The organism is Sphaerospermopsis sp. FACHB-1194 (assembly GCF_014696235.1).
Taxonomy (GTDB): Bacteria; Cyanobacteriota; Cyanobacteriia; order Cyanobacteriales; family Nostocaceae; genus Sphaerospermopsis; species Sphaerospermopsis kisseleviana.
Genome location: NZ_JACJPU010000011.1, coordinates 40974 through 66116, shown reverse-complemented (window position 1 = coordinate 66116; position 25143 = coordinate 40974). Strand labels below are relative to the sequence as shown.

At 34.9% G+C, this 25143-nt stretch carries 20 protein-coding genes; 6 read left to right on the top strand and 14 right to left on the bottom strand.

All coding sequences use genetic code 11. From position 1 onward, the window contains the following. The first annotated feature begins 55 nt into the window (after nucleotides 1–55). Nucleotides 56–1597, top strand: coding sequence for a UDP-N-acetylmuramoyl-L-alanine--D-glutamate ligase (murD, locus tag H6F45_RS09065; protein WP_190347000.1), 1542 nt, complete (start codon nucleotides 56–58; stop codon nucleotides 1595–1597). Nucleotides 1598–2553: 956 nt separating this feature from the next. Here the strand turns inward: murD and ilvA are convergent. The 5 genes from ilvA to H6F45_RS09040 form a co-directional block, all read right to left on the bottom strand. Further along, nucleotides 2554–4065 (bottom strand): threonine ammonia-lyase, biosynthetic, encoded by a 1512-nt coding sequence (ilvA, locus tag H6F45_RS09060; protein ID WP_190346999.1) that lies wholly within the window; start codon nucleotides 4063–4065, stop codon nucleotides 2554–2556. Nucleotides 4066–4132: 67 nt separating this feature from the next. Further along, nucleotides 4133–4636 (bottom strand): HEPN domain-containing protein, encoded by a 504-nt coding sequence (locus H6F45_RS09055; protein ID WP_190346998.1) that lies wholly within the window; start codon nucleotides 4634–4636, stop codon nucleotides 4133–4135. A gap of 6 nt (nucleotides 4637–4642) precedes the next feature. Further along, on the bottom strand, nucleotides 4643–5785 hold the full coding sequence (locus tag H6F45_RS09050; protein WP_199301781.1) for a DUF262 domain-containing protein: 1143 nt from the start codon (nucleotides 5783–5785) through the stop codon (nucleotides 4643–4645). A 231-nt stretch (nucleotides 5786–6016) separates the two neighbouring features. Next, the gene (locus H6F45_RS09045) at nucleotides 6017–6403 is read right to left on the bottom strand and encodes a Uma2 family endonuclease (RefSeq protein ID WP_190346997.1); all 387 of its coding nucleotides are present in this window, start codon (nucleotides 6401–6403) and stop codon (nucleotides 6017–6019) included. 55 nt (nucleotides 6404–6458) lie between these two features. Next, nucleotides 6459–7496, bottom strand: coding sequence for an agmatinase family protein (locus H6F45_RS09040; protein ID WP_096569803.1), 1038 nt, complete (start codon nucleotides 7494–7496; stop codon nucleotides 6459–6461). Nucleotides 7497–9345: 1849 nt separating this feature from the next. On the opposite strand from H6F45_RS09040, the gene H6F45_RS09035 reads away from it, so the two are divergent. The 3 genes from H6F45_RS09035 (at nucleotide 9346) to rbsK (ending at nucleotide 12690) form a co-directional block, all read left to right on the top strand. After that, entirely contained in the window at nucleotides 9346–10257 is a 912-nt protein-coding gene (locus tag H6F45_RS09035; protein WP_190346996.1) for a hypothetical protein, read from the top strand. 325 nt (nucleotides 10258–10582) lie between these two features. Further along, complete coding sequence (locus tag H6F45_RS09030) at nucleotides 10583–11647, top strand: aromatic ring-hydroxylating dioxygenase subunit alpha (protein ID WP_190346995.1); 1065 nt, start codon at nucleotides 10583–10585, stop codon at nucleotides 11645–11647. 122 nt (nucleotides 11648–11769) lie between these two features. Further along, a complete protein-coding gene (gene rbsK, locus H6F45_RS09025; RefSeq protein WP_096569810.1) occupies nucleotides 11770–12690 on the top strand; it encodes a ribokinase in 921 nt (306 codons plus the stop codon). 171 nt (nucleotides 12691–12861) lie between these two features. On the opposite strand, the gene H6F45_RS09020 is transcribed toward rbsK, so the two are convergent. From H6F45_RS09020 to H6F45_RS08985, 8 genes are all read right to left on the bottom strand, one after another. Further along, nucleotides 12862–13293, bottom strand: a complete 432-nt coding sequence (locus H6F45_RS09020; protein ID WP_190346994.1) for a nucleoside deaminase — start codon at nucleotides 13291–13293, stop codon at nucleotides 12862–12864. Between the two features lie 206 nt (nucleotides 13294–13499). After that, nucleotides 13500–13916, bottom strand: coding sequence for a thermonuclease family protein (locus H6F45_RS09015; RefSeq protein ID WP_137666937.1), 417 nt, complete (start codon nucleotides 13914–13916; stop codon nucleotides 13500–13502). A 336-nt stretch (nucleotides 13917–14252) separates the two neighbouring features. Continuing rightward, entirely contained in the window at nucleotides 14253–15893 is a 1641-nt protein-coding gene (locus tag H6F45_RS09010) for a hypothetical protein (RefSeq protein ID WP_190346993.1), read from the bottom strand. A gap of 121 nt (nucleotides 15894–16014) precedes the next feature. Next, nucleotides 16015–17628 carry a hypothetical protein gene (locus H6F45_RS09005; RefSeq protein WP_190346992.1) on the bottom strand — a complete coding sequence of 538 codons (1614 nt, stop codon included), beginning with the start codon at nucleotides 17626–17628 and terminating at the stop codon, nucleotides 16015–16017. Continuing rightward, nucleotides 17615–18031, bottom strand: a complete 417-nt coding sequence (locus H6F45_RS09000) for a hypothetical protein (protein ID WP_096569820.1) — start codon at nucleotides 18029–18031, stop codon at nucleotides 17615–17617. The genes H6F45_RS09005 and H6F45_RS09000 overlap by 14 nt, the downstream gene beginning before the upstream one ends. A 3-nt stretch (nucleotides 18032–18034) precedes the next feature. After that, complete coding sequence (gene cmr4, locus H6F45_RS08995; RefSeq protein WP_190346991.1) at nucleotides 18035–18874, bottom strand: type III-B CRISPR module RAMP protein Cmr4; 840 nt, start codon at nucleotides 18872–18874, stop codon at nucleotides 18035–18037. A 1-nt stretch (nucleotide 18875) separates the two neighbouring features. Beyond that, a complete protein-coding gene (locus H6F45_RS08990; RefSeq protein WP_190346990.1) occupies nucleotides 18876–19883 on the bottom strand; it encodes a type III-B CRISPR module-associated Cmr3 family protein in 1008 nt (335 codons plus the stop codon). Further along, complete coding sequence (locus H6F45_RS08985) at nucleotides 19868–21520, bottom strand: type III-B CRISPR-associated protein Cas10/Cmr2 (RefSeq protein ID WP_190346989.1); 1653 nt, start codon at nucleotides 21518–21520, stop codon at nucleotides 19868–19870. The genes H6F45_RS08990 and H6F45_RS08985 overlap by 16 nt, the downstream gene beginning before the upstream one ends. 342 nt (nucleotides 21521–21862) lie before the next feature. On the opposite strand from H6F45_RS08985, the gene H6F45_RS08980 reads away from it, so the two are divergent. Then, nucleotides 21863–23932 (top strand): WYL domain-containing protein, encoded by a 2070-nt coding sequence (locus tag H6F45_RS08980; RefSeq protein ID WP_190346988.1) that lies wholly within the window; start codon nucleotides 21863–21865, stop codon nucleotides 23930–23932. Nucleotides 23933–23935: 3 nt separating this feature from the next. After that, nucleotides 23936–24127, top strand: coding sequence for a hypothetical protein (locus H6F45_RS08975; RefSeq protein WP_190346987.1), 192 nt, complete (start codon nucleotides 23936–23938; stop codon nucleotides 24125–24127). A 404-nt stretch (nucleotides 24128–24531) separates the two neighbouring features. On the opposite strand, the gene yidD is transcribed toward H6F45_RS08975, so the two are convergent. Next, nucleotides 24532–25068: a membrane protein insertion efficiency factor YidD gene (yidD, locus tag H6F45_RS08970; protein WP_199291168.1), complete on the bottom strand. Its 537-nt coding sequence runs from the start codon at nucleotides 25066–25068 to the stop codon at nucleotides 24532–24534. Nucleotides 25069–25143: the final 75 nt, after the last annotated feature.

Below are 25143 nucleotides of genomic sequence, written 5' to 3'. Positions count from 1 at the left end.
TTGCCAATTAACGCTAGTATAGGATAGCTTAACCAGGGATGATGCTAAACAGTCTATGCCAGAAGCTATTGTGATAGGATTGGGAAAGTCCGGTATTGCTGCGGCAAGATTGTTGAAACAGGAAGGATGGGAGGTGGAACTTTGCGATCGCAATACCTCCCCAAACCTCCTGGAACAACAACAACAACTTGCTCAAGAACAAATTACCGTCAAATTAGGACACACCCCAGATTTTGAAAGTTTAAATTTAGCCAACACATCGCCTAAATTAATAGTAGTGAGTCCTGGTGTACCTTGGGATATTCCGATCTTGTTAAAAGCGCGAGAGTTAGGAATAGAAACCATTGGGGAAATGGAACTCGCATGGAGACATTTGCAAAATATTCCCTGGGTAGCAATTACTGGTACAAATGGGAAAACCACAACCACCGCGTTAACTGCTGCCATTTTTCAAGCTGCCGGTTTTAATGCTCCTGCTTGTGGTAATATTGGTTTGGCTGCTTGTGAAGTAGCTTTAAATCAAAAGCAAATTGAGGAAAACGAACCGCAAAGGACGCAAAGTACACAAAGGGAAGAGGTTTTAAGAGAGATTGTAAATGAGTCTTGTTTGGTTGAAGAAAGAAGTAAGGAAGATATACAAGGAACTATCGAAAATCCAAAGTCTAAAATTCAAGGTTCTGTAGATTGGGTAATAGGTGAATTAAGTAGTTATCAAATAGAATCTTCTGTGACGCTTGCACCGAAAATTGGTATTTGGACAACCTTCACACCGGATCATTTAGCCCGTCATAAAACCTTAGAAAATTACTACAATATTAAAGCCAAACTGTTAAATAATTCCCAGTTACAAATATTTAACGGAGACGATGTTTATTTAAACAAAGCAAGTTTAAATCAGTGGTCTGATGCTTATTGGACAAGTGTTAAAGGGGCAGAATTTTTAATAGGTGAAAAAGGTTTTTATATAGAAAATGGCTGGGTAATAGAAAAATTATCTGCAACTTCTGAACCTCAGAAAATTGTTGAAGTTTCTGCTTTGCGAATGGTAGGAGAACACAACCAACAAAATCTATTAATGTCCGTTGGTGCAGCGAGATTAGCAGGAATAGAAATTGCAGCAATTTGTCGCGCTGTGAGTGAATTTCCTGGTGTTCCCCATCGTTTAGAACATATTTGTACATGGTCAGGAATTGAATTTATTAATGATAGTAAAGCTACAAATTATGATGCAGCAGAAGTAGGTTTAGCATCGGTAAAAAGTCCAGTGATTTTAATAGCTGGTGGTGAAGCAAAAGACGGAGATGATACAGCTTGGTTAAAGAAAATACAAGATAAAGCTGCTGCTGTTTTACTCATTGGTAGTGCTGCAAATGCCTTTGCTCAAAGATTACAAGAAGTGGGATATAATAACTTTGAAATTGTGGAAACAATGGATAAAGCTATTCCCAGATCCGCAGAATTAGCGAAAAAATACCAAGCGTCAGTAGTGTTATTATCTCCAGCCTGTGCCAGTTTTGATCAATATCCTAATTTTGAAGTTAGGGGTGAACATTTTCGGGAGTTGTGTTTAAATTGGGTGGATAAAATGCAGGGATAATTTAGCGCAGATAGACGCAAATGAAAGAAAAAATTTAAAATATCTGCGTTTATACCAAAAATCCCAATTGAGAAAACATCACCGTAACAAAACGAAAAACTCTCTAAAAAAGTCTTACCTTTGCGTACTTTGCGTCCTTTGCGGTTAAAATAAAAATAAATGTACACATTTAGGATCATCCCCATTCATCTATGGATAAAAAATATAAATTAACTCTGAGGATAGATAAACTATAAAGTTCATAAATGCTTAAATTCAATAGAGTCTTTCACTTCTGTAAAACAAGGTTTGGTAAAAAAACCAAGCCTTTTTTATCAATTGATAATTGATAATTGATAATTGACAATTGTTTCATTAAAATTTTAAGTATTTGTGCAAAATCTGAAAACTATTCGTTTACTCACTTTTATTGTTTTACAGCTATTTTCAGGTAAATAGGGGTTGCTGAGAAAGTCTTTCCGTGAGGGCATAGGAGTCAGGAGTCAGGAGTCAGGAGTCAGGAGGAGATTTGAAAATTTCTTTGCCATCTCTTGAAATCCCAAAAAATGCACACTTTTTCCGGTATACCCTTCAAAACCCTTGCACTAATTTCTGTGTTTATCAGCCTCTAACCTTTGATATATCAAGGTTTTAGGTTTATTCAGCAAACCCTAAATAAACCACATTTTGATTGAGGTTTCGCGTCAACAATGTAGGGGCGTTCGCGAAGCGTGCTGGAAGCATCAGCATTCGGACAATTAATTATCGGTTTTTACCTAAGACTATCATCCGAATGCTTCGCCCTTACTGTGGTCTAAAGACATGAAAACTGCTGTAGGATGGTTAAAATTAAAATTGTTAATTCAGGTAAATAAAAAGTAAAAAATGGCGGGCAAGATGCCCACCCCACAAGACTTTTCTTATTACTTCCTTTCTTCCTTTGCGTCTTTGCGTCTTTGCGTGAGATATAAAATAAACTAACCCAAAAACAACTGATAAGCAGGATTTTGACTTTCATCCCAATAACGATAACCCAAAGAATCAAGAAACTCCTGCCATTGATTCATTTCATGGGGTGGAACTTGCATTCCTACCACAATTCGTCCATAATCTGCCCCATTATTGCGATAATGAAATAAGCTAATATTCCAATCAGGAGACATAGAACCCACAAATTTCATTAACGCCCCAGGACGTTCAGGAAATTCAAACCGATATAATAATTCATGATCAGCAAGTTGAGAATGTCCCCCTACCATGTGCCGTAAATGCAATTTTGTTAATTCATCATCGGTTAAATCAATTGTTTTTAAACCGTTATTTTCAAACTTTTCTACAATTTTCGCAGCATCGGCGCGGTTTTCAATTTGCACACCGACAAAAATATGCGCTTCTTTGGTATCGGCAATGCGATAATTAAATTCTGTTAAATTGCGATCGCCTAAACATTCACAAAACTGACGCAGACTTCCCGGTTTTTCAGGAATATTCACCGCAAAAATCGCTTCTCGACGTTCTCCAAATTCTGCCCTTTCTGCCACAAACCGCAAGCGGTCAAAGTTCATGTTAGCACCGCAAGCGACGGCAACTAAGTTTTTTCCTTGTATTTGTTCTCGTTCTGCATAGACTTTAGCAGCAGCTACAGCTAATGCTCCCGCAGGTTCTAAAATAGAACGGGTATCTTCAAAAACATCTTTTATCGCTGCACAGGTAGCATCGGTATCCACCAAAATAATTTCATCTACATATTCCTGACACAAGCGGAAGGTTTCCTCTCCCACTTCCCGCACTGCTACCCCATCAGCAAACAAACCCACCTGAGATAAGCGTACCCGATGACCGGCTGTGAGAGATTGAGACATAGCATCAGCGTCTACCGGTTCGACACCGATAATTTTGATTTCCGGGCGCAGGCGTTTGACGTAAGCAGCAATACCCGCAATTAAACCACCACCACCGATAGCCACGAAAATCGCGTGAATAGGTTGTTGATATTGGCGTAAAATTTCCATGCCGATAGTTCCCTGGCCAGCGATGACATCAGGATCATCAAAGGGATGTATAAAGGTTAACCCTTTTTCCGCTTCTAATTGACGGGCGTGGGCGTAAGCGTCATCATAGGTATTTCCATATAAAACCACCTCTCCCCCCCGTGCTTTGACGGCATTAACTTTTACTTGGGGAGTGGTTACGGGCATAACAATAATAGCTTTTGTTCCCAAGCGACTAGCAGATAAGGCTACACCTTGGGCGTGGTTTCCCGCAGATGCAGCAATTACACCTTGTTTGAGTAAGTCTGGGGGTAGGTTGGCCATTTTGTTATACGCACCCCGCAGTTTAAAGGAGAAGACAGACTGCATATCTTCCCGCTTGAGTAGGAGTTTGTTGTTGATACGGTGGGAGAGGTTGGGGGCATATTCCAGTGGTGTTTCTTGGGCTACATCGTAAACGCGGGCAGTAAGGATTTGTACCAGGTAGTCGCAATACATGGGCTATAGATGCAATGTTGGGTTGGATTGTTAATTTTACCGCTTGTTGGGTAGTTGGTGATGACATCTATAATCCCAGTCTTTTAAGAGTTTGTTCATAATCTTTAAGAGCGTTAAAAATATCAGTAAAATCTCTTTTGGTGACTGATGGAGAATTTAAAATTTGTGTACAGTTTTCAATATGTGTATGTGCATGACTATTTCTCAAACGTTTGAGACTATCTAGTTTTGGTTTAAGTATAGCTAAAGAAACTGGATTTACAGATTTTTCAAGTTTTTCAAAATTCATCAAACCTATAGTGAGAACAAGTAACTTTCGGAAGTTATTTTCATAATCGAATTGAGAAGTATTCTTGACTTCTTGTTGAACTAATTTAATATGATTATTATTTGTAAGGCATCTTTTCGCACATCTTAATACAATATCATCTATAGCTTGTTCGATCCATCCACATAGTTCTAAAAGAGCAAGTTTGGAATAATACTTTTGTAAATTAGGATCTGTAGTTTGATTATAAAATTTATCCATATCATTGAGAGTTTTCTGGATTTTAGTCTTTACTATTGCCATACAAGATCACAATCCAGAAAAAACTTTTCTAGCAGCATTAAGTCGCGCTAATACTTTATCCTTGGATGCAAGATCCTCTTTAAGAACTTCAGGAGATAAGCTGCTATGGTGTAGTAGTTTATTGAATAAACTACTAATTTCTTCGCGTTTCATTGATTTAATTTTACTGAGGTTAGATGCAATACCAAACATTACAGATTCAAGAACAGCTATGCTTTTGCGTTTGCTTAATTCTGTTATATTTTCGTTTATTATATCAACTGTTTGTTTAAATATTTTTTCTTTTTCATCCAGCTTACTTTCATCTAAATTTCTATGTTTACCCATATAGTTGTTCAGGAAATCTGTTAATTTACCATTATATTTTGTATGTTCATCGTAAAATGCAAAAAATCTGAGAATAATCTCTATAGTAATAAAGCGGTGTTTTTTTCTGCCTTGTTCTTTATTTAAATTAATCCAAGCTGGATATTCATCCATTTGTTTCAATCTCTGATTAAAACTACCATTGTATATACAATTTCTAATTTCCTGATTGTTTAATTTGATACCCCCAGTGTTTAATCTATGAAAAATAGTAAATAAATAATTTGTATGATTTTTTTTAGAATAATCACATCTTAAAACAGTAATTGGTAATGTTAAATTTTCTATTCTTGTATAGTAAAGATAAAGTTCAGAAGCGGGATTAAGAAAATCTTTAACGTGCTTACCAGATATTTTTGGATCAATATCTGGTAGATTAGATAGTTTCCAGTTTTCTTCCTCAAAGAAGCGAATAATAGCCGACATTCTCTGTAATCCATCAATAACTTGCCACTTCTGTGTTTTATAATCAACACTAAAACACATACTTGGTATTGGTAACTGCTTGATTAGTGAATCAATAAATCGAGTTTGATCTGTTTTTCTCCAAACCTCTTCTCTCTGAAATTCTGGTTGAATCACAAGAATTCCTTGCTTGTACATTCTGTAAAGATCAGCACAGGAACGCAGTTCGTTATAGGCGATTAAATCATCAGGTGGTACGTGATCTGAATCATCCTCATAAAAAATAGTTTCTTCAGCTTCTTCAATTTGTTTAAAAATGTTGTTTTCAGCTTCTTGAATTTTACTGTTCATTTTATTTTCCAAGTTTAATTCAATCATATTTCGCAAAATTTAAATATTTTTTTATAAATTTCAAGTTGTCTTTAAATATCAAGATTCAGTTGAATATCTGAAAATAACTTGACATATACCCCTATTTTACTCAATTAACTGGTACAGCAGATGTAAATATTTATCATAATATGCCAGTATGGCTATCTCTTGTATTAGCATACTACAATATACTTACTTTGGAAATAGCCTAAGTAAAGCTTACCACAATTTTCCTTATTAAAAATATAGCGGAGATTTCTTAATGGCTTTAATATCTACATCTTTCTGTAAACTGGTATTAGCAACTTCGATAATCCAAAAAATATCTTGTGGTTCTGGGTGGCGTTCATTATAAGCTGACTCTGGTAAACGGACAATAGCTATATCTGGTTCTGGTTCAGAGGAAGATAATGTAACTGGACCATTAAAACGAACCTCAGCTTTACCTGCTAGTAACTCCTCCAGGTATTTAGTACCACATCTAGCAGTGTTGTAATGAATGGGTGTTTCTGGAGACATTTCGACTATTTCCCCTGCTAGTAATTCTACAGGGCGATCGCTCAAAATCCCTGCGGCAATCATTCGATGATAATCTTCAATAGACCATTTAACAAGTGTCTTCATAGTCTTAGTTAATATGCTTTGTCTTATTCTATAACACCACCCTCTTTACTGGTTTTTATTTCTGTGATAAATCCAACAAATTCGCCAACTTATAAACTATCCTCGCACCTACATTTCCATCCCATTCCGCATCACCAACTTCATTCACATCAAACCCAATAATCTTTCTTCCACTCTTGACAACTTCCCTAAATAAACAATAAACTTGCTCTAATTCCAAACCCCCAGGAACGGGAGTTCCCGTATTAGGACAAAGTTTAGGATCTAAACCATCAACATCAAAACTAATATGGACATTCTCAGGTAAATTCCCTACTATTTCCTGACATAAATCAATCCAAGTTTTACCAGCATATTGTTGTTGTTTGATCGCTGAATCATAATAAGCAACAACCCGATTATTTGAATTATTAATTATTTCCACTTCATCAATACAAATATCCCGCAAACCCACCTGCACTAATTTAGAAATTTGCGGAATTTTCAACGCATTAAACATAATTGATGCATGGGAAAATTCAAACCCTTCGTAAGCATCTCTTAAATCTGCGTGTGCATCAATATGTAAAATTCCAAAATCAGGATATTGATTTGCCAAAGCTTGGAAATAACCCAAAGGTGAACTGTGATCACCACCAATTACAGCAACTTTTTTACCTAAATTCATTGCTTGCTGACATTGGCTAAATAACCATTGATTTACCTGTGCACCCGCTTGATTAATTTCTGTGAGGATAGGTGTTAAATCCGGTGTGTTTGTTAATGCTTTACCTTCAGATTGTCTGGCAATTATTTTAGCAGCTTGTTGACGATAATAATTATTTTTATCTAAGATATCTTGAGAAATTTCAACTAAATAAATTCCTTGTTTCCAACCATCAGGATGATCAAAATCAAACAAATCTATTTGATAGGAAGCATCTAAAATTCGCTGTGGTGCATTCGCTGTTCCCGCACCATAAGAAACAGTAACTTCCCAAGGAACAGCAAAGATAATTAAATTAGCAGTGTTATAATCATAAGGTAAGCCTAAGAGATTACCATTAATTTCTGCTATACCGCTAGGATCGTAGTCTGGGATGTAATTACTCATAGTTTATTTTTTGGATATGCAGATAAAACACTGTTGAGAGGACATTATTATTGTAGCAGAATAGACCATGAAAATCACAGAAAAATAAAATTACAACATTTAAAGAAAAAGGTTTGGCTGTGAACCAAACCTCAAAAATTGCTGTGCTTAACAACGTACTAAATTAATTTAGTTCTTGTCTGCTTACAGATCATCTTCCTAGAGGATGTGTCAAAATATTCCAAAAACTGATAAAGCATTACTTGGTTAAAATTTTAAATATGGTTCTATTTAGCAGTATTAAATTCTTTAAGTATCTATCTAAAGTATGAAAAAGGCTTGGACTCAAGCCAAGCCTTTGTATATACCAGGTGTTTACCATATATAGTTAATTTAAACTCTGTTTTCTGCTGATTCATCTCTCTATCAGGTGAGTACAAAATTCATAAAACCTGCTAATAGATACCACTGAAAATCAAACATCAATTTGCATAAAAAAAGACCCTGGAATATTGACCAGGGTTAATACACGTTTTTCAGGCATTAATACACTAAATAATACTCTCTGTAAATCGCTATTTCTACTACCTAAAGAGTAATTAAAATAGATTTTTATATTGTGTGTGAGTAATAATTTACTTGTGGGAATAGTTGTGGGAAAATCCAAGCGTTGCTATTTATCTACCACAAAAAAGGCTTGGTTTTTCGCCAAGCCCAGATATATACCAAGTGTTTACCATATCTAGTTAATTTAAGCTTACTTAGATTTTATATCATCTACCTAGAGGATGTGTACAAATATGAGTTTACCTGTTAATAACTGAATTTAATATACCTGTCAAAAAATTATTCTTTCTTCCTAGAGTTGACATTATTCAACCGACAATAATTGAGAATAATCGAAAGTGTCAATGTCAAGAATGATGATTAAAAAAGAAAGGCTTGTTCTGTGATCAAGCCTTGGGTAGAAGTAGATTATATTTCTATAGATACTTTATGGGGTAAATTAATCAGTCTCTAGGAAAGATGATTTTTGAGAAAATTAATATTCTTTGCTAATTTGTTTCATCATAAAAAAAGGTTTAGCTCGGCTAAACCTCCATAGAAAGCAGTTATTCGACACACCAAGATTAATTTAATTCTACTCCTATTTATAGTCATCTTCCTATAGGATGTGTCCAAATAATTAGATATATGATATGGAATTACGATGTTTAAAAAAGTTGATTAATCTACTATCAAAAGATAGATTAAAATCAAAATTTTTAGCTTTTTCAACAATTTCATCACTGATTAATTACTAAAAAAATGATGATCATGGAGACGCTAGGTAAGCTAGGTAAAAGGTGTCTCTACTAAAGAAATTGGCAAAAATGTTACACATCAATTAGCATAACAATGGCGTTCACTTCTGACTAATAGTGTATTAATTATAACTTTATAACTTTCTGTTGAGAGAAAATATTTTTCTATTATTTTCTATTATTTTCTATTAATTTCATTCTGATTTAATTTTTGTGTGTAAAAATAGTTAATGGTTGATGTTACAGTGAGTAAAGAAGTTAAATTCATCAAGTCAATTAGACCTCTCCAAAATAGAATGTATTAATTTGTCTAAGTTGTAGGGGCGAAGCTTATGGGCGATAATTTGACGGAAAAATCAGACATCTAGATATCCCATAAGCTTCAAACTGACCGCATAAATAAGTTCCATAATTTCTTTTCTGGAGAAGTCAATTAGATTAGCCTAAGTTACTTCAAACAGCCGCAGGTAAATATCAGGTAGTTATCTTCTCTGATATTAAAGGTGAAAAAGTCAAAAGTAGATTTTCATTTAAACCCTAGATTCTCATTAAGGAAATATATCAAGATGCAACGTATTTTAGTAGGTTTTTTTGTAGCTACAACATTATTATTATCGTCTGGTTGTTCATCAATAATTAAATCTGGTGAAGCAAAGATTTATAATAGTGAAACTACTCCTCAAACCGAAAAACAAAAATCAAAACCCATGAGTGAACATCAAGCACATTCAGAAAAGCAAAAAATGGATCACTCACAGCATGAAGAAAAACCCAAAACAGCTATCACAACCCAAGCGAAATTAACAACACCCAAAAATTTAACAACTAACCAACCGATTAACCTAGCTATTGATATTCAGGATGAAACAGGAAAACCAGTCAATAAATTTGATGTTTTTCAAGAAAAAATTATGCACTTAATAGTTGTCAGCAATGACTTAGAACATTTTGATCATTTGCACCCTGAATATAAAGAAAATGGTAGTTTTCAAGTCAGCGTCAATTTTCCCAACCCAGGAGAATACACACTTTTTAGTGATTATAAACCAGCAGGACAAGCAGAGTATATATCATCCACAAATCTCACTATTCCCGGTACAGTTTTCCTACCCAAAAGTTTAGCTAAATATGAAAAAACTAAAACTATATCCGATACAAAAGTAAACCTGAATATTTCTGAAGAAAAAATCAAAGTAGGTGAAGAAGTAAGTTTAACATTTGATATCAAAGATAACAACAATCAACCAGTAAAAGACCTGAAACCATACTTAGGAGAAAAAGGACATTTAGTAATTATTAAAAGTTCATCAACTCTTTCAAAATCTGACTATCTTCACGCCCATGCAATGAAAAATACTCCTGATGGACAAGTGACATTTCATACCAAATTTCCCCAGTCAGGAACTTATAAAATGTGGATGCAATTTGACCGCAATGGTAAAATCAAAACCGCAGACTTTTGGGTAAATGTAGAATAGACATCTCCACAATAGAATGTATTAATTTGTCATAAGTTGTAGGGGCGAAGCATTAGGGCGATAATTTAACGGAAAAATCAGACATCTAGATATCCCATAAGCTTCGCCCTGCCCCCATAAATAAGTTCCATAATTTCTTTTCTGGAGAGGTCTAATGTTAGTTGACCCTGCGGTAAGCTGCTTTGCATCTAACTTCCCTTGCTTTGTAGCACTAACGCGAATCCCAACCTACGAATAGCAATCAACAAAAATAAAGCTGTTTAAAATGACACTTGTTGTCTATGATTATTTTTGTATATTTTTCCTAGTCATATCTTAGCCATACATGATAGATAACAATCACATCTTATTACGTAATCTTTGGTACTACGCACTACCTAGTCATCTTCTCAAACCAGGTAAGATGGTATCCCGGATTTTTTTGGGAGAACCTGTACTGCTGATGAGAAATAAAGAAGGTCAAGTTTTTGCAGTGCGTGATATTTGTCCTCATCGTGCAGTACCTTTAAGTTGTGGTAGATTCAATGGTCAAGAAGTAGAATGTTGTTATCATGGTTGGCGCTTCAACCCTGGGGGAAAATGTGTAGAGATTCCATCATTATTACCAGAACAAAACATAGATTTGAGTCGTTTTGATGTGCAATCATATCCTATTTATGAGACTCAAGGCAACATTTGGATCTACATGGTCGATAACGAAAAATCTCAAGTCAACGCTGATCAAAAAGATGTTCCCATAGTTCCTGGTTTTCCTGAACAACAACCTCATTTAGTAGAAGTAATGCGGTTTCCTTGCTTTGTAGATCATGCGGTGACAGGTTTAATGGACCCTGCACATTCTCCCTATGTACATAGAGTTTGGTGGTGGAGAAGTGGAGAAATACATGAAGAAGTCAAACAATTTGATCCTTCACATTATGGGTTTACAGTCAGACGACATCAATTGTCAGATAATATGGAAAATATGAGCCGATTATATTGGTTAGTCGGTGGAGGAATACCCGAAGTAGAAATTTCTTTTCGTTTACCAGGAGTGAGAATAGAAGAAATTACATTTGGCAAACATCGAGTTTGTAATTTAACCGCAGTCACACCAATTTCTGAAACCGAAACAGAAGTAAATTTTGTCCTTTATGGTATACCAAATTGGTTAAGAATATTCACACCTTTAATTCATATCTTAGCCAGAAAATTTTTAGATCAAGACCGCACAGTAGTAGAAAAACAGCAAATTGGACTCAAATACAATCCTGTATTGCGACTGATTAAAGATTCAGATATGCAAGCACAATGGTATTATCAATTAAAACGTGAATTTGCCCGTGCTACATCTGAAAAACGAGAATTTATCAATCCTGTAAAAAGTGTATTATTGCGATGGCGTGCTTAATATTTTAGTCATCATTAATTACACATGAAAAGATTACACATTCAAACATTTTAAATCTTGTGGGGTGGGCATACTGCCCGCCCTTAAAATCTTAAATCTGCTGTATTTAATAACTCCTGAATATGAAAATTATCGTTTTTGGCAGCATAAATATAGACCTAGTAGCAACCACACCCCGCTTACCTATTCCTGGGGAAACATTGCTAGGCGAAAGCTTTTTTACCACCCCTGGGGGTAAAGGTGCAAACCAAGCAGTTGCATTAGCAAAATTAGGAATACCCACGCAAATGATCGGGCGTGTAGGTGCTGATAATTTTGGTGCAGAACTCATTAAAAATTTGCAAAATTGTGGTGTTAAAACTGAAAATATCTTAATTGATGAAACCGTCAGTTCTGGGGTTGCAGTTATTACTGTAGATCAGCAAGGGGAAAATAATATCATAGTTATTCCCGGTGCAAATGGTAAAGTTAATCAAGATGATATCAATAGATTATCTAATTTATTCATAGATGCAAAATTCCTACTTTTACAACTAGAAATTCCTTTAGAAATAGGAATTTTAGCAGCCCAAAAAGCCAAAGAAGCAAATATAAAAGTTATTCTCGATCCTGCACCAGCACCAAATAATTTACCAGATGAAATTTACCCATTAATTGATATTATTACACCCAACGAAACCGAAGCTAGTCAATTAGTAGGTTTTGCAGTTAATGAACAAGAAACAGCAGCAAAAGCAGCAGATACTTTATTACAAAAAGGCGTGAAATGTGCAATTATTAAACTAGGTGCAAAAGGTGTTTATTGTGCAACTAAAGAAGAGAGTTTTTATATTCCTGCATTTTCAGTTAATGCAGTAGATACCGTTGCTGCTGGTGATGCTTTTAATGGTGGTTTAGCAGCAGCACTTTTTCAGGAAAAACCTTTAAAAGAAGCAGTAGTTTGGGGTGCAGCAGCAGGGGCTTTAGCAACTACAAAATTAGGGGCGCAGAGTTCTTTACCTGATAGAATTACTTTGGAGAAATTCGTAATTTGTAATTCGTAATTCGTAATTTACTCGTTTTACTCGTTCCCATACTCTGTATGGGAATGAATTATTAAAGGCTTTACCTTTAGTTAAATTAGAGTCAGAGACTCTATGATAGCATTCCCAGTCAGAGACTGGAAACGAGGGAAATCCAAAATTTTGACTCCTGACTCCTGACTCCTGACTCCTTTAAACTCCTATATCTTCATTCCATAATTCAGGTTTTTCTGCTATAAATTGACTCATCATTTTTTCACATTCATCCAGGTTTAAATCTATAACTTCCACACCATGATAAACCATAAATTCTTTTGCACCAGGAAAAGTTCTGGACTCTCCTGCAATTACTTTTTTAATCCCAAACTGCACCACAGCACCGGCACACAAATAACATGGCATTAATGTAGAATATAAAGTTGTACCTTTATAATTACCAATTCTCCCTGCATTTCTTAAACAATCAATTTCCGCATGGGTGACAGGATCACCATCTTGAACCCGTTTATTATGACCTCTACCAAGGATTTTCCCATCTTTGACCAAAACAGACCCAATGGGGATTCCGCCCTCATTTCTGCCTTGTTTGGCTTCGCTAATTGCAGCTTGCATAAACTCATCCATTTGATAAACTCCTGATATGAAAAAACAGGCATACTTCGACAAGATTAGTACAAGTCTTGCCTGCTAAATGGGTACTCGATATCTTCGGAAACTGGTGTAAAAGTCCGCGATATCATTGCAGAAATATCCCCGATTTCTGATATAATTTTTATCATGCAAGGGATAATTAAAAATAGAAGTCGGGGATCGGGTTATTGATTACTTTGTTAATTTCCTTTTAATCTACGAATTTCTTTCAGTTGTTCAAAGTCTTTGTTTTTTGTGCCACCATCATATTTCCAAGCATATCCTTCGGCAATCATCAGATCATTAAGACATACATCGTCAACGTATAACCTGCCCAGTATTCTCCCATATTTTTCTGTGCTGTCTGGAAGTTTTGTTTTAACCAGAATTTGATGTTTACTGTCTAGTTGTTTTTTTAGCCATTCTTTAGCTTCAAGACCAAGTTTTTTTTCATCAGTATTCGTTGTTCTCGTTTCTGGGGTATCAATACCATCAAGACGAATGCGCTTAGTCAGGGAGATATCAAAACCAAGGTCAATATCAGCATCAATAGTGTCGCCATCTACGATTTTTTGAACTGATTTGATTCTATAAATGTATGGATCTCTGTCTGTCATTGCTAAGGTAATCCTAAGTCGGTTGAGGTTTCAATTTAGATTCTGTATCTTATTGATCTGGAATCTACTCTATTTTTATTCCCTATGGAGGAAGCGATCGCTCTATTTTAGTCTCTTTTCCCCTGTGGTGTCTAGAGGTATTTTGTCAGAAAGAAATAGTTAGCATTTGAGCCTTATTAGGCTGACCTTATCAAAACATCAAAATTCATACAAAAACCTTTTATTTACTTTACTCCTAATATCCCTGACTTCCATGATTAATAAAGGATTGAATTGAATTGCGAATTTATCTTGAGAAGTCAGGGAATTTATAAATAAACTAAATAAACTTATAGATTAGTAAATTGAATTTGCTATTTGTTGCAATTTTTCCTCCAATTGATTTTCTATAGGTTGTTCTTGGGAAAGTGCAAATAACTTTAGCGCTTTGATAAAAGGTATTTTTACATTTTCTACATAAGCTTTATGAACTTCATTAATTGAAAGCTCATATTCAGTATTTGACTTTTTAATTAACTGCAAAAATCCCTTAATTTTCTCTTCATCATAACCGAAAATATAACGGATTACTTCTTTTTGATCAACTCCCAACAAGTTGTGTAACAATTGGTTACGTAAATCTTCTTCTCTGTCTCTTATATACTTACAAGACCAAGATAAAATACCCCAAGATTTAAAATCTGGTTTTAAGTTACATAACCAGATAAATTGTCTACTATTAACCAGTTTAAATCCTCTGTTAAGACCTTTTTGGTATCTGTCCCAATCCGTAAAATCAAAATCACCATTTACAGGAATAGACAAGTTGAAAGATTTCAAAATATGTGCCATATTCTGAGAATTGTTAACTTGACTAATTTTAGAATCTGATTTCAGAAATAAACCGCCTCTATTCCAATCAACTAAATCAGATACATGATAAATAATATCATTGATTTTTCGGCTTTGAGAAATAATAGCAGCTTTTAAAAAAGTTTCCTGAGTAGCATTTAAAAGTGCTATACCCTGAATGTAATTTTCCTGTTTAAAGAAAATTTCAATCAAATCAATAGCAGTTAAAATTCTAGTAACTGCTGATTTAACCTCAAATTCTTTACCTTTCGCAAAAGAACTCTTGATATTAAATAAATCAACAATTTCATTAATTTCTTTAATCACTTGATCATCAACAATACCAATTAAAATTTCTTTAGCAGCAGCAGGTAAACCTTTATTAATTAACTGTTTAGCTTTTTGAATTTGTACACTTCTTTGATAACGGGAACTTTCAATGATTTTAGATTGAGATTTAATATCATAATCTTCAGTATCAAAATATTCATTAGCAACTAAAAATTTAACCTTTTTAAACTTTCCAATACTCACAAACTGCACAGCAGAAGAAACTGCGGGAGTTCCCGCTTGATGACTAACATACACTTCCTGGTTAGTGTCAATATTTAACTCTGTTATTAACTGTGTTAACTTTGTTTCCACCAAAGATAAAGTAGCATCCCAGTTATCAATACCAGCAGCATTATTAGAAGGAATAAAATATTCAAATTCTGGTGTACAGCTAATTTCTGAATTTTGGAAATACCACTCTAATACAGGTTTCAGGGTACAAGTATCTTTCCAATAAGGTGATCTTGGGTGTATTCTTTGTTCTTGTGTGCTAAAGATTTGAGATTGATCTGTTAATAAGACAATAATTCTCTCAATTTCCACATTATTTGCTGTGAGATATTTTTGATAAGTATCTAACAATGGAAATTTTAAATCTTGTTCATAGTATTCTTTTTGATTTTCATAAACTATACCGAGAACTCTTGCTGGTACTGTATACCCAGCATTGTGATCGTTAGAATCTCTGGGATCAGCTTGTGCAAAATCAGAACATTCTAATTTATCACTTGCTTCATAGTGTAAATCTCCCCAAGTCTGATTGTGTGTTAGGATAACATCACTATTGCCAGTAGTTACAATCCAAATACTCATTTTTTCAACTCCTGAAAATTTATTTAATCAAATTTTTACTTAATCAAATTTTTACTTAATCAAATTTGCAGATAGATGTCGGACTTCTATTTGAATTAATCATAGAAGTCCGGGATCTTGATTACACACCCCACAATTTTTCAAACCCACTTGTTGGTAAAAAAGCTAAAAACTGTTTAGTAGTTTCATCTCTTTTATCAGGAAAGATGGTTAATAACTCTACATATCCTCGTTGGCGAATCATCTGATCTTCCCTGATTTTATAATGGGGATACATTCGATGGTAAATTCTGCCAATTTTTCCCATTTCCCCAGTCAATTTAGAACGTTTAATTGATTGAGTACCTCTATAATTTCCATGAAACCAGCCCACTGCTAAACTATCTTCTTTATCTACCGCTAAACGTCCCCAAATTTGTACATTTTCAGGATGAAAACATTCCCGCCAAGCATTTCGTTGATAATTTTGAGATTTACCTTTAAAAACCAACCAATTATTGACAGCTTTGCGAACATTCTCAATAATATTTTTGATGTGGTTAATATTATTCACAGGAAAATAATATGGTTCTGATTCTTGAGTAAATCCCCATTGACAACCAATCATAGGTTTATCTTCATAGTCGAAATATTTAGGGAAAAAGATTCTATGATCTACCCTGCGGGATGATTTACCAAAACCACCTATTAATAGAGAAAATCGCAAAATTGCTTTAGCTAAAATTCTCAATTGCTTTCTATATTCATCTGCATGATTTTTCATACAGAGAATAGTTAAAGTACCTTTTTTTAAATCATAGGTAGGCATAGATATTCTATTGTGATTATAGGTAAACTCACCCATGACTAAACTTTCAGCATGAAAAGCAATACCTAAATCTCCCACTACTGCACCTTTAGCACCTGCAAAACCTCCCCACAGTTCCTTAGTTAATTCTTGTGCTGTATTCTCATCTGTCACCCCACTAAATAACCGTAAAGTATGACCCCGTAAAGCAGCTTTAAACATATTGGGGCGAAATTCACCAGTTTTATCTATTAATTGTGAGGCTAAACCTTGTCCTTTTAAATTCACAGTAAATAACTTAGTTTCTGGGTGATTAATAGGTTGACCATAACCCGCACTTACCCTAGAACCAATACCCCTTTCTATCGCTTGATCCCAAATCCTCCAAATAGTTTCCCATTCACTATCCTCTAATTCAATAGTGCTAGAAATACCAAAAACTAAAGTTGGTGCATAAAGGGAAATTTGCAAAAACGCAGCATGGGAATCACTGTTTTTTACTTGCCAATTTTCTTGGGGGTGAACTACATCAATTAAAGGTTCTTCTTTCCAAGTTGCATCTTGGGGAAATGCACCATGAAAACGTAATATTCCCGGTTTAGTTTCACTACTATTTTGATAACCACAATATCTAATAGCTTGTGCAGGGGTACAATGTCTTAAAAATGCACCTTTCATACTCGCACCAGGATAATAGGGAAACCCATTAGCCGCAATTACAGGACGGATAAAATCATCATCTTGACCGCTATTAGAAAGCAACCGCCAACTAATTTTATATTCCTTTGTCCTCACATGATGACTAAAATTAGGAGGCTTGATAGCGGTAGCTTCTAGCCATTCATCAACCCATCTTTCAGACTGTTCAGGTTGTTGAATATATTGAATTTGTCCCCTACCGCTAATTTGTGCTTGAAACATTAAGGGTACTTCATTACTGTTCGGCATCACTATCACCTGGTTTTTTATAACGTTGAGTCCACCAAACTAAACTGTCACAAAATTGAGTCAATACTGCTAAACAAATGCGTTGATCTTCAATATCTAAACTCCATAATCTAGAAGCATAATCTTGTACTTGTCGGGTATTACTACCATCAACTTGATCTTCAGGTAATTTAATTCCTGCTTGTTTCATAATTCCCACAAAAGTTGTCCAAGTGTCACGCCAATATTTACCTTTGTCTGGTTCTTTAGGTAAGAGTCGTAAATGTTCACCCCAAAATCTTTCTAAACCATAAGCTACGGTACTTCTCATTTTATGAGATTGACCGATGACACCTTTTTTATCCCGGTAGATGAGGACTAATTTTTGTGCTTTTTGGTCTAAGTTATAAGATTGCCAAGTCATTTTTTATTCTCCTTTGATAGTTAATTCACAATGACCTAAACCAATTGATTCTAAACCACCTAAATAAATATCTGCGGTTTTGCCAATAGTGAAAGGTTGCCATTTTTTACCTGATTTATCATCTCTAATAGCAATAGGAAATACTAAAATAGTTCCTTCGGGCAATGCTTCGGTGTTGAAAAACCCCCCACCTTCGACTACTTTTTGATCTGATTTGAGACGGACACGACTTTGGCGATATAATGCCATATCATGAATCATGGCAATATCACTATCAGCGACTACGACTGATGGTTGTTGTTGCTGGTCAGGAAACCAGGGTGATAAGTCTTGTGTTTTGTTAATTTCTAAGAAACCTAAATTAAAGAAAATCGTTCTTTTACCTCCTGTTGCTTGTTTTGCGACTAAGTTGGTTGAACCTGTATAAGCATCAGGAATTTTGATGTCTTTGAGGTGTTGATCTTGTCCATTTACCTTAACAATGCTATCACCTGCTATTCTTTGATAACGTTTTAATAATCGCTGACAAGTTACCCATACAATAGGTTGACCTGGGCAAAAAACGGGAATCCAAACTATAGAAGCATATTCAAATTTAACGATAGATTCGTTATTTTTGTCATCGTCTGCACCGTTACCATACCAATAATTGGCTTCATTTTCACTTTGATCATTACGCATTTCTGAACGTAAACGACCACGAATAGAACTACCGGGAATGATACCAGTTTGGGTAAATTGATCACGGAAAATCAAGTTTAAATTTCCGCTTTCTTCTCCTGCGGTTGCACCAACATGGAGGGGTGCTAAGGTTTCGATAATTCCATAGGTTTTGGTATACATTTTAGTTAACTCCTTCAATTTCTACTGGTAAACACAAACCACAACCGAGTTTTTTAAGACTGTAACCTTCATTAGGAAACCATTTCTCGTCCCATTCCCACCAAGGTTTATTAATAGGTTCTTTGAGTACGTAAACACTACCCGCAGGAACAGCATAACGTCCTCTTCCTAATGTTCCTTGGGAACGGAAACGATAGGGAACAGGTTTATCTGTTAGCATCTGCACAGTTTCAGGAAAACTATGATCCTCTGGTTGGGGTTGACGGTGAGAGATTCGGTTAGAACCCCAGACTCCCGGTGTTATTAATGCAAAACTTTTACCGATGGGTTGATTTAAAAGTTTTATGATTTTTGGTGATATTTCATCACAAGATATTTCTACAATGTGATTTTCTCCTCCAAATTTATACCAACCGTTATCAATAGGATATGTGGATAAATAAACTAAACAAACATCATCAGGTATTTGTGCAGAGTTCTCTAAAAAGAGTCCATCAGATTTGACTACACACCGTTCTGATGGTTGAATTTTGGGATGAATCAAAGAACCAAATTTCCAAGGATTATCAGCAATTGATTGATTACTCGTTTTTAGTCCTTTTGCTGATGTGTTCCAAGATTCTATAGTTTGCCAACGATAATCAGCTTCAGGTTTGTCTGCGTCTATGTTTTTTTCCAGTTTCCACTGATTATTTTCTATTTTCCATTCTCCAAAACCTTTTTTAGATATGATTTTATGCCAAGGTATGGGAATAAAAAAGTTTTGTTGTGTACTTATATTAGTTGATTTTGCCCAAAACGGACCTGCAACATAAAGATTATCTCTCAAGGTTTGTTGAGTAAATTTTTCGTTAACTTTGTTAATGCTAAACATTAAACCTGCTAAGGTAGCAGCATCGGGAGGAAATTTAGCACCGGAACGGCCTACCAAATTTTCTGGTGATAAAAACGCCCCAGCACTACCATACATCAAACCTAAAGGGTTAATACTAATTAAGTATTTGAACATAAATGCCAACCTACTTTAACTAAATCTGTAATCCAATCAACAATGGCTTTTGACCGATCAATTTCATTGCTATCATCGCTAAAACCAGCGAGTTTTTTAGCTAGTTCATTCTTTTGATCATTTATGGTTTTACCATCCTTGATATCAATGATTAATTTTTGACCTTCTCCGGGAAAATAGAGATCAAAAAAATTTAATGCTGTTTGTTTAACATTGTATGCTTCCTTGGCATTTTCAATATCAAATACTCGGCGAGATTCTAAATAAGCTAAGTCTTGATAAATATGACTCCAATTGGAATTTTTATCCCTATCTTGATACTTCTTTAAAATCCCCAAATAACACCAGGGACAAGTCCACTGGATATATTGACCACTATTAAAAACCACCCGAATAGTTACTCTATCTCTTCCTAGAGATTTGGCTACTTTTTCCGCTTCCCGACAATGTTGTAAAACATCTCGCTGAGGTACGCTACCTGCAACCCAGACAAAACCGACACTGACAGTTATTTTCTGTTGGTGTTTTTGCCATGTCTCATTTAACGTTAATAACCATTCATAGGCTGTTAATGGGGAAATGGGTTTTTGAGGATTATTACTATAAATAATTCCTAAAAAATCATCACCACCAGCGTAAACAATTCTACCTATTTTTTGTTTTAAATTAAATCTTTCATCAAATTGTTTACCCCAAGTTCGCATAGCATCACTAAAGTTTTTTATTTGTTCATCACCATTTTCTTTTTTCGCTAATTCTTGTAAATGTTTGCCAACTTCGTCACCATCTCCCATGAACCATCCTGTCCATTGTCCAGGAACACTTTCTTGATTTTTTTCTGGTTGTGCTGGTTGTGGTTTACGTTGAATTTCTGTAAAACCTTTATCCAGTGGATCTATACCTATTTGTTGTTGAATTTTCTCCCATGTAACGAGACGTTTTACTAATTCGGGAATACTCAATTTTTCGTTAATGGCAATAAATTTACCTTCTGGATTTTCTGGATTTTCTGGATTTTCTGGATTTCCTTCTTTTTGGTCTTCGGTAATTTCTGCTAATTTACTATAAAAATCCTTGATTTTCTCATCTTCTAATTTATAGTTCATGGTTTGAGGATTACGAGATTTTCCACCCATCCCAGGAAACGCAATTCCATCAGTACCTGTTAAACTAGAACTTTCACCAATCCAGTTTACCGCTGTCCAATCACGGGATAATTTTTTAGTTTCTAAATCATTCATTGCCTCAATGATACTATTACCACATCCTTGAAATATCTCCCAAGTGTGAGAACCCCATAAACTCCATTCTCTTTCCCATTGATAATCAAATTCTGGTAATTGTTTTTCTATCCATTCTCGGCAAACTTTTAACATCTCTTTCCATCGGGAAAGGATGACTTGTTCTGCTTGTTCTCTGGTCATTTCTCCTTTAATTAAAATGCGGTTTGGCATTCCTTTTTGAACTGTAGGAAGTGCAGGAGAAATTAATGTTAAATTGTGCGTATTAACAGAGTTAACTATTTGTTGACTCAAGTAGGACAGAATTAATGAACCACCGTATAAGTCTCGCAGTTTGCGGGATTTTTCTATGAACCCTTGGACGGGTGCAAAGGTGATAGCAGTATATTTAGTCACGGGTTCTGTATCTCCTTGTTTGCTTAGTTTTCACAATACACGCTAAAAGTTATACTGTGTGAAAAAAAAAGAGTTTTTCATAATTGGTAAGAAAATGAAACAGGTATTGTCAATATCTATGAAGATGTGTCAACAAATTTGGCTGTTTTTTGCAATCTGTGAACATTGACTCCCTTGTGCTTTATCTTAGCGGTAAAATTTTGGTTGTAAACTGCTACTCATGCGAATGACGAAATTTACTGGGGGAACTAGGGTAATAAATTCCTCATTCGCTTGAAAACACTAGACTTTTACCCCAAGGTAGGGGGGAAAATGCAAGATAAGTTTTGAATATGAATAATTATGTCCACTCCTATCTGTCATTTCCTCATCGGTGTTCCTGGTAGCGGAAAATCAACCTTTGCTGCTAGTCTCGCTAAGTTGGGTAATTATCGCGTTGTTTCTACTGATGCTATTCGTCATCAGTTATATGGTGATGCTTCTATTCAAGGTGTATGGGAGGAAATTGAAGCAAAGGTGATTTCTGCTGTAGTTAATGCTATTACTGAAGGTGTTGGTGTCATTTATGATGCTACTAACGCCAGGCGGATATGGAGATTAGATTTATTAGAAAAGTTGAATGTGGCGGTTGATTTTCCGGTGTTGTGGATCGGTTGGTATTTAACAACTCCTTTGGAAGTTTGTAAACAATGGAATCAACAGCGTCACCGTCAAGTTCCCGATATGGTTATTGATAGTATGTATCAATCTTTGTTAGATTTTCCCCCGGTTTCTGGGGAAGGTTTGGTAATTATTAAGGAAGTTGATGTCATTTCGCCAAAGTTCAATTTTCAAGAAGTTGTAAATACGATTCAACAACTTGATAGAACTCTTGTTAATCGTAGTAATCGCAATAGTCACATAACTTTTCACGCTTATAGTAGATTCTTAGATTTTGAAAGGTTAATGTATTTGATTTCTGTAATTATTAATTATCCAGGAGTTGGTAATTTACAATCTACACATCCTCATTTATTATTGAATGTTTTTGGTTATCTTCCTGAATTTGCTAATTCTTTGGCCGAAGTAGCTGGTTTTGTAAGTCGGTTATATGGTAAAGTATATGCAGATAAACAATCTATTGCTCAAGATTTAATTTGGTTACAGAAAAATAGTTTCATTGGTGTCAATAGTATTTCTCAAGTTCTTCCCGGTACTATTGATGTAGGTGATTATGTTCCTAAATCTGCCACTGTTTTAATAACTCATCCTTATTCAGATTTAACAGCTTTTCAAAGATTGTTATCTATTATCCGGTTAATTCTCCATCATCCATTTTTATTTTCTTCAGGATCAGGTAGTTTAAAAACTTTGCTGTTAGCATTGCCAAAATATGAAGGAATTTTTGGTAATAGTATAGATTCAGTTCGTAAAGATATTGAAAAAGTCCTCAAACCCTATAAAATTCTCCCGGATTTTTCTATGCGTGACGGTTATTTTGCAGGAACTGGAATTTTATCAAGTTTAGAGTTAACACAAATTTTTAATATGTTACAGTCTCAAGCTAAAAGTTTAAATGATCCTATTGCTTTAGAGATTTACCAAAAGTTTACTAGTCGTATGGAAAAAAGTAAATTAGGTGTAAATCAAGTTTATCCCGTGCGGGCGATCGCCAATCGTAGTATGATAGATGCAGATTATTTACCCCAAGAATCTTTAGCCAGAAATATCCAAGAATTAGAAGAAGCGATCGCCCAAGGAAAACTATTAGAATTAAACCGTTTTCCTGGAAGTGGTAAATTTGCCCATGATCAAGAAGGATTCTTTTTAGCATTTCCTTTACAAATTGTATTTTTTAATTCTGCTTGGTACTTAGGTTATGAATTAATGAGTGGAGACAAAAAAGGTTTATTACGATTTGAAAGACTAGATAGATTATTTATCGGTAAACATCAAATCATCAACCGTTCCCAAACAGAACAGAAAACAGCATTAAACAAATTACAAAAACTTTCTCAAATGTGTGCCAGCATTTTTTTAGGATATGATCATCAAGATCAAAAAACACTTTTAGAAGGAACTAAAAAAGAACGTTCTCAGGTTTTGATCACCATTGAACTTTGGTTTAATGATAGTATGTTTAACTTTGTCGCTGAAGGAACTAAACGTTTTCCTTCCTCACAAATGAAAATGTCATTACCCACTACAGCTAAAAAATTGAATCTACCGAAATCTATTTTTTGTCTTAAACAGACAAGAGATGCTAAATTTCCCCATCGCTTTCAAGTTATGTTACCTAAATGGTGTGTAGATGATATAGAATTACTACGCTGGATTCTCGGTTTTAAAGGTGGGGTAAAAGTAGTAAAACCAGAATTATTAGTCAATAAAATCAAACAAATTGGCGAAGATATTGTTAATATCTATAAATAGGAGTTGCTGAGAAAGTCTTTCCGTGAGGGCATAGGAGTCAGGAGTCAGGAGATCAAGGAGTCAGGAGTCAGGAGTCAGGAGTCAGGAGTCAGGAGTCAGGAGTCAGGAGTCAGGAGTCAGGAGTCAGGAGTCAGGAGTCAGGAGTCAGGAGTCAGGAGTCAGGAGTCAGGAGTCAGGAGTCAGGAGGAGATTTGAAAATTTCTTTGCCATCTCTTGAAATCCCAAAAAATGCACATTCCGGTATACCCTTCAAAACCCTTGCACTAATTTCTGTGTTTATCAGCCTCTAACCTTTGATATATCAAGGTTTTAGGTTTATTCAGCAAACCCTAAATAGAATCATAGGACTTACGCCAAAAGGAACAAAAGTAGGGGTAATTCATGAATTACCCCTATGCAAGAATAAAGTTTTCAGTAGATTGCCAATCAATAAACATCAGGTAAAAATGAATGAATGTCAGGAAAATTTATGAATTTTCCCCACAAAGATTTTAAATAATCAAAAACTGAAAAAGTGCAAGCTTTTATGATATGGGAAATCAAAAACCTTGCATTTACAGCACATTCTTAATTCCCACAAATAACTTTTTCAGCAACCCCTATTTATCGTCATTAGCAATACCTAAACCCACAATTCCCAAACAACATAAACCATAATATAACTCTGGTTCATTACCACATTTACCATCTTTTTGATCTTGTCTTACACTTGATTTTGTTGCCATTTTCAAACATTGACTATAAGCTTTTCCTTTACTTGCTAATGCAGGAGTTACTAAACCAAAAGTAAAGAATGCAGGAATGATTAAATACAAAAATGATCGACGATTGAATAAACGAGAACTTCTGCGCTGTAAATTTGCCGATCCTAATCTTACATTTAAATTTTCCTGTTGACGTGGTTTTTGAGATGCTAAATTTTCCGCAGCTTGTCCACACTCTGTAAATCGTTGACGGGAAAGTTGAATTGCTGTATTTAAATCCTGTTCTAAAAAAGCTTTTTTGACATATTCAGAACAAGAATCACCACCATGCAAAATTCGATGAGCGCAACAATAACCCTTGTAAGGTGAGAGATGTTTTTGATAAAAGTTAATACCAAAAACCGATATTTTACGGATTAATTTATTAAACATTTCCATGACTAACTCAATAAATAAAAGAAGACATCAATATTATTAATCTAAATTAATAATCTAAATTAATAATCT